The 6511-nt window shown below is 42.7% G+C and carries 8 protein-coding genes; 3 read left to right on the top strand and 5 right to left on the bottom strand.

Annotation, left to right across the window (positions count from 1 at the left end):
- The 5 genes from LUQ50_RS07045 to LUQ50_RS07025 form a co-directional block, all read right to left on the bottom strand.
- Positions 1–145 (bottom strand): AAA family ATPase (locus LUQ50_RS07045; protein ID WP_367278971.1); only part of this gene is annotated, 145 nt, incomplete at its 3' end.
- Between the two features lie 565 nt (positions 146–710).
- On the bottom strand, positions 711–1340 hold the full coding sequence (locus LUQ50_RS07040) for an ABC transporter permease (RefSeq protein ID WP_300038244.1): 630 nt from the start codon (positions 1338–1340) through the stop codon (positions 711–713).
- Positions 1341–1541 (bottom strand): hypothetical protein, encoded by a 201-nt coding sequence (locus LUQ50_RS07035; protein WP_300038241.1) that lies wholly within the window; start codon positions 1539–1541, stop codon positions 1341–1343.
- On the bottom strand, positions 1538–2413 hold the full coding sequence (locus tag LUQ50_RS07030; protein WP_300038238.1) for an ABC transporter ATP-binding protein: 876 nt from the start codon (positions 2411–2413) through the stop codon (positions 1538–1540). Before LUQ50_RS07030 ends, LUQ50_RS07035 begins: the two co-directional genes overlap by 4 nt.
- A 184-nt stretch (positions 2414–2597) precedes the next feature.
- Complete coding sequence (locus LUQ50_RS07025) at positions 2598–3107, bottom strand: YHS domain-containing protein (protein ID WP_300038236.1); 510 nt, start codon at positions 3105–3107, stop codon at positions 2598–2600.
- Between the two features lie 274 nt (positions 3108–3381).
- Between LUQ50_RS07025 and LUQ50_RS07020 the strand changes: the two genes are divergently transcribed.
- From LUQ50_RS07020 to LUQ50_RS07010, 3 genes are all read left to right on the top strand, one after another.
- Positions 3382–4593, top strand: coding sequence for a PLP-dependent aspartate aminotransferase family protein (locus LUQ50_RS07020; RefSeq protein ID WP_300038234.1), 1212 nt, complete (start codon positions 3382–3384; stop codon positions 4591–4593).
- 279 nt (positions 4594–4872) lie between these two features.
- Positions 4873–5973: an ABC transporter substrate-binding protein gene (locus tag LUQ50_RS07015; RefSeq protein WP_300038231.1), complete on the top strand. Its 1101-nt coding sequence runs from the start codon at positions 4873–4875 to the stop codon at positions 5971–5973.
- 273 nt (positions 5974–6246) lie between these two features.
- Positions 6247–6511: hypothetical protein (locus LUQ50_RS07010; protein WP_300038229.1), on the top strand; the 265-nt coding region annotated here is incomplete at its 3' end.

Genomic DNA, 6511 nt, shown 5'->3' with positions numbered 1-6511 from the left:
CGATCTGAATAACACGTTTTCCCATATCAGCAAGAGCTGCACTGATATTAGATGTCGTGGTTGATTTTCCAATACCGCCTTTTCCGTAGATGGCAATATTTTTGGTTTTTGTCATAAAACCTCCTGTATGCCTATAGGTAGGCATGAAGACGAATAAAAAAAGAGAAAGAAGCAATTAATGACCGGGGTAATGCAAATAGGAAATATTCGCGGCAATATTTGTCAGATCCTGGATGATGGATCCTTTGCATCATCAGATGTAATGACGGCTATTTTTAAATTAAAGCAAAATTCAGTAAATTCAATGACTGAACGCAGATTCTCTGAATAAATTGTCTGCAGAGATCCCGGGATGTATATCCGTATCCCTCCGGGTGCCTGATCACCTGCCCTTTGCATCATCGTGATCTGGCGGAGAATCGTAATGAGAGTTACAAAATTGATCCTCCTCAGTATCTTTATGTGGCCGGTGTTTTGTTCATCAACCCACGCACGGTACCTTTCAGAACGTATTACTCCGTTGTGGATCTCATAAACCTCAGGATTGGGTGGATCACCAGTTGAAGATACCATAACAATGTTTAACCATTTTAGGAGGAGAATTGAATGGAGAGCGGATAATATCCATATTATAGGGAGATTCCCGGGATTTATAAAAAATCCAGGAGATTTGTATTATACCTGCACACATACACTCTTTACCTGTTGTTTCAACCGATCACGATCTCTTCTCTCCACCCCGACAATCTGTTCTCAATCTGAAGAATCAGCCAGTTTATCAGGATTCCCAAAAAGGCGACCACCACAATACCCACCCACATTTTAGGCATCTGGAATGTTGCCTGCGCCTGGAGAATCATGTACCCGAGACCTGAATGGGCACCAATCATCTCTGCTCCGATAAGCATGAAGAAGGCAAATACGGCACTCATCCTGATACCGGTAAAAACCGCAGGCAGAGCGCCGGGTATCAGAATCTTTGTAAACATCTGGAACTTCTTTATACCGATAGAACGTGCCATCTTCACGAGAGTAGGATCGACATTCTTGATTCCGCTTACCGTATTAAAAAGAACCGGCCACTGGCAGACCCAGAAGATGATACTGATCTTGGAGAGTTCTCCGATACCGAGCAGGGTAATAAACACCGGGAAAAGGGTAAACGGATTTGCCTGACCTAAGATCTGGAGAAGAGGACTTACTGCAGTCTCAAAGGTTTTAAACCAGCCTCCAAGGAGAAATCCCAGGGGGAGGGCTACCAGGAGGGCGGCACCAAATCCTATAGCGATTCTGCCAAGACTTACAAGGATATTTACGAGTAATTCACCTGAAACAGTCACTTAAACTAATTTTGCTATTATCATGGTGGGGGTAGGGATAATTACCGGATTGATAAGTCCAATAACCGGCCCAACTTGCCAGATAGCCAGAAACACGATGATTGGAGTAGCCATGTAAATAATCGCCAGGCTGTTACCAATACTTTCGCTATGACCTGATGCGAAACCTCTTTTTGAGGTCACGTCAGCAACTGAACTCATAATCCCACCTCCGCTGCTGCAACATAATCAGATCGTAATAAATTTGCAGGAGAACGTTCAGATTCAGACTGCGCACGGACTACTTCTTCCTTCAACAATTTCCATAACTGATGACGAATCTGAATATACCGTTCATCCACTTTAATATCTCCATTAAGTCGTTCGTGCCGTGAGATCAGTACATCAACAGTACTCTTGATGATCCCGGGACGGGCAGTCATGACTGATACTCTGTCTGCGAGGAATACCGCTTCATCGATACTGTGGGTGATAAAAACTATGGTCTTCTCCGTATCTGTTGCTATTCTGAGGAGATCTCTCTGGAGGGTTTCCCGGGTCTGTGCATCAACTGCTGCAAATGGTTCATCCATAAGCAGAATATCAGGATGTAATGCCAGTGCCCGTGCAATGGAAACCCGTTGCTTCATTCCTCCACTCAGCTCGTGAGGATAATGATCTTCAAATCCCCGAAGCCCAACCAGGGAGATGAATTTTTTCCCGATCTCTTCTCTCTTTTTTTTATCAGGATATTGATTTTCAAGGGCAAACTCTATATTTCCCAAAGCCGTCCTCCAGGGGAGGAGAGCATACTGCTGGAATACGACAGCCCTGTCAGGGCCGGGTCCTTCTATCGCTTTTCCATCGATAAAAATAGTACCTTCTGTCGGAAGAGTAAGTCCGGATATCAGATCGAGGAATGATGACTTTCCGCAACCGCTAGGGCCTAGGATAACGTGAAATTCACCTTTTTCTATCTTAAGGTTCACACCACCGACAGCCAGAGTCTCAACCGGACCTCCATTACTGGCCTTTCTGATCCCCCCCCGGGATATGAACGATTTTTTTACATTCACTGCTTCTATTTTTATCATGTTCTCCTCAAAAATTCATGTTTCTACATAATATGAGGAAGAAATGATATGAAGATCGATAAATCCGCAATAATTGGTACTATCTCTCAGTAACTGGACAATTAGCGGCAAAATTGTCGTACGAAAAAGACGTATGATGATAATACAAGTGATGAAAAAAGGGCAAAAGGTGAGGAATAAAAAGTCATTTCAGGTACTTATCTGGATCTGCATCAAATGCCTGTTTACATGCTTCACTGCAGAAATAATAGGTGCTGCCGTTGTAATCCGAGGATACTGAGGTATCAGCATCTACATTCATTCCGCACACCGGATCGATCGTTCCGATATATTTCAGCGGATCTGCCTCAAACTGGTCTTTACACATAGTCTTGCAGAAATAGTATGTAGTACCCTCGAAGGTTGTGGTCACATTTGCGGTTGCAATGTCCACGTTCATTTTACATACCGGATCAACTGCTGTGGTATTCTTGTCAATATCCAGGAATTTCTCAGGATTTTTCTCAAACTCCTCTTTGCACATAGGAGAGCAGAAATAATAGATCGTATGATTAAACGAGGCAAAACTGGTGTTTGCATCAATCTTTCCACTCATATTACAGACCGGATCAACATAATCAGTAGCTGAAACAAGACATACCGCTGTCAGACAGAATAAACAGATGACAGCGATTTTAATACCTATTTTTCCCATAAACATATCAATCAACACCACTTGGATGATTAACGATCATATATCTGTGTACACAGTATTAATCCCCGAAGAAAGCGGCAACAGAATGAGAGAGTTTAAAATTTTAAGGCAATTATTGCCGTTTAAATCATGGTATTACCCACTTGGACTCAATATGGATAGAAGGTATGATACATTACCTGTCATAATCTGTAAATACCCCATTTACGATAATCAGTAACCATATCTGCATCAGTTTGACGAATTTCAAGTGCGGTTTGCTTTCTGTGATATCATGACTGAAACCAGGATAAAATCAGAGAATATGAGAACTCTGGCAATACATGCCGGAGAAGAACCGGATAAAACCACCCATGCATCAGCGCCCAATATCGTAATGTCGACGACTTTTTTAGCAGATGCTGATGCTTCCTTCTCTGCTGAAGATTTTGGGGATGACACACCATTTTTTTACTCAAGGTGGGGAAACCCGACAGTCACCCAGTTAGAGGACAAACTGGCAGCACTTGAAGGTGCTGAGGCAGGAATTGCTTTCGCAAGCGGAATGGCTGCAGTTACTGCATTATTTTTACATACATTAAAAGCAGGAGACCATCTGATAATCAGCGATATCTCGTATGCGGCAACTGCAGAATTATCACATAATCTTCTTCCGAACCTGGGAATTGAAGTGACCCGGGTAGATCTTTCAAACATTGAGAATCTCAGGGGAAAGATTAAGGATAATACACGCCTTATTTATGCAGAAAATCCGGCTAATCCGATTCTCCGTCTTACAGACATTGAAGCAGTAGCAACAATTTCATATGAGAGGAATATTCCCTTTGCAGTGGATGCAACCTTTGCTACACCGGTTGCAGTTCGCCCGCTCTCTCTCGGAGCAGATTATGTGATACATTCCCTGACGAAATATCTGGGAGGACATGGTGATGCAATAGGGGGAGCAGTCCTTGGAAAAAAAAGCGATATTGCTTTAATCCGGAAGAATATTGCTATCAGAACCGGAGGAATAATCAGTCCATTTAATGCCTGGCTCATCATGCGTGGATTAGCTACCTTGCCTATCCGGATGAAGGCTCATGAAGAGGGAGCTTTTATTGTTGCACGTTTCCTCGAAGAACACTCTAAAATCAAGCGAGTGATCTATCCGGGACTCCCTTCACATCCCCAACATGATCTTGCAGTCAGGCAGATGAAAAATTTCTCAGGAATGATTACATTTCAGGTAGATGATGGGCAAACCTGCGCAAAAATCTTCTCAAAACATCTGAAGATTATACATTATGCTGTTTCACTCGGTCATCATCGATCCCTGATATTCTACCTCCCTACTCAGGAATTATTGAGAACCTCATTCTGGCTGGACGACGAACAAAAGCGATCATTTGAAGAATATGCCGGAGATGGGATCTTCAGACTTTCTGTCGGCCTTGAAGAGCCTGAGGATCTCTGTAAAGATCTTGATAATGCGTTATCACTCTTATAATAGAGAACCTTGAGAAGAAACAGGATTTCTGATCTTTCGTATCAGAAACTAATTACCCCAAGCCCAATGAATATGAGATTGGCAAAAATTAAAAGAATTATTATTATTCACCATCATTTGCCGCGAATTGTATATTATTGAATATAAATGCTCCATTTTTACCAATTGTCTTAATTTTATTTCCGTATGTACGCAATACATGGGAGAATGACATGGATTATCTGATGTCTTCGAAGATGGAAACTCACCAGTTTTCCATTAATCCTCATGGAGTATCATATGAATCGTAAGAATGTAAAAACAATCGCTGTGATATTATTCGTTATAATCGCAGTTATCCTGGTGTTCACGACCGGGTGTGTTAATCAGTCTTCCTCGGAAGAAAAGAAGAATGAAGTAACTAACCAGGAGAAATTACCTGAAGGACAAAATTCCTCCTCCGGTGTATCGCAGACAAATACCAGTAGCCTCGTTACCATCCGTGCGAATGTAAACAAGGATTGTGCGGGAACTCCCTGGTTTGTTGGTGAAGAGAAAGGTTTCTTCTTAAACGGCGGCATTAATTTTGTTGATCAGGGTGCTCTTGACTGGTCTCTTCAGCCAGCCGCTCTTATCAGCGGACAGACTGATGTTGCTGATGCGCATCCGAATACGATCATCAATCTGCTGAAGAGCAGTGCTAAGGTAAAAGGAGTAGTAGCAGGAGGAGACGAGCCTGAAGGAGAAGGAATTGAGAACATTGAAAAAGAACATATGCATTGGCTTGTTCTGAATACCAGCCCGTATTATACCATCCAGGATCTGGTAAAGGACGGAAAAAAACCAAAGATTGCAGTCGGAGCACTGGGAATTTGTGCAGATCTTGAGAACAACTACTGGTTCAGAAAGAACAACCTGACAAAAGATGACTTCGAATATGTGATTATTCCGGATCCCCAACAGGAGCAGGCCCTCAGACAGGGAGAAGTTGATGTAATAGTTCCACATCCGCCATTCTTCACAGCAGCCGAACAGCATGGCGGAGTCAGGCCGATAGCCACCAGCAGAGAAGTATTCGGAAAAGAAGCCGGGATCACTCTCCTGTACTTCACCGAGGATTTCATCAAGAAGAATCCGGATTCCGTCCGTAAATTCATCAATGCGTATAAGGAGGCAGAAAGATGGTCAAACGCTCATCCGGAAGAGTCAGCAGTTATCACCGCAAAAAGGATCGGACTTGACAAGTCAACTACCCATTACTACAGTGATTCAGGAGTTATAGAAGATAAAGTCTTACAAAAATGGATAGATGCAATGGTTGCAGACGGCGACATCAAACCTGGAGAATACACACCAAAAGATCTCTACATCGAGGACTTCAAGGATACCTGGGAGACATAGGTATGAATTTCGAAAAGACAGGATCCTGTTGAATACAATAAACACTCCCCATTTCTTTTTTTCGATATATCCAGATAATTAACGGAATTTACACCCGAGACTATCAGATACAGTATGGCAGTCTTCGATGAGGCGGAAGAATTTGCCACATTCTATTAATATTTACCGCTTTGATTCCAACAGGTATGAGTAACAGAACACAACAATCCGTCGCGATACATGATTGATTCATCATGATCTGACGGAGACCGGTTATCCGGTACAGGAGAAAAAATGAAAACAATTCCATGCCCGTCGAGCATAGGTCGGCAAAACGTTGTCTATTGTAAGAATGGGCATATTTCCGGGATGAGATGCCCCTACTACCAGCAGGATGGACGATACGTAGGTGTGGAAGATCTGTTGTCTTCAACAATATTTATCGATACCAAACTCATCCCGTATATCCCGTGTATTCAGCATGACTTTGAAACCATCGGAAATTACCGATGGACATGTACACTCTGGCCGATAGTCAGGGAGAAGAGATACGAATGTG

It is taken from the genome of Methanospirillum sp. (genome assembly GCF_028679455.1).
Lineage (GTDB): Archaea > Halobacteriota > Methanomicrobia > Methanomicrobiales > Methanospirillaceae > Methanospirillum.
This window is presented reverse-complemented; position numbering and strand designations above follow the sequence as displayed.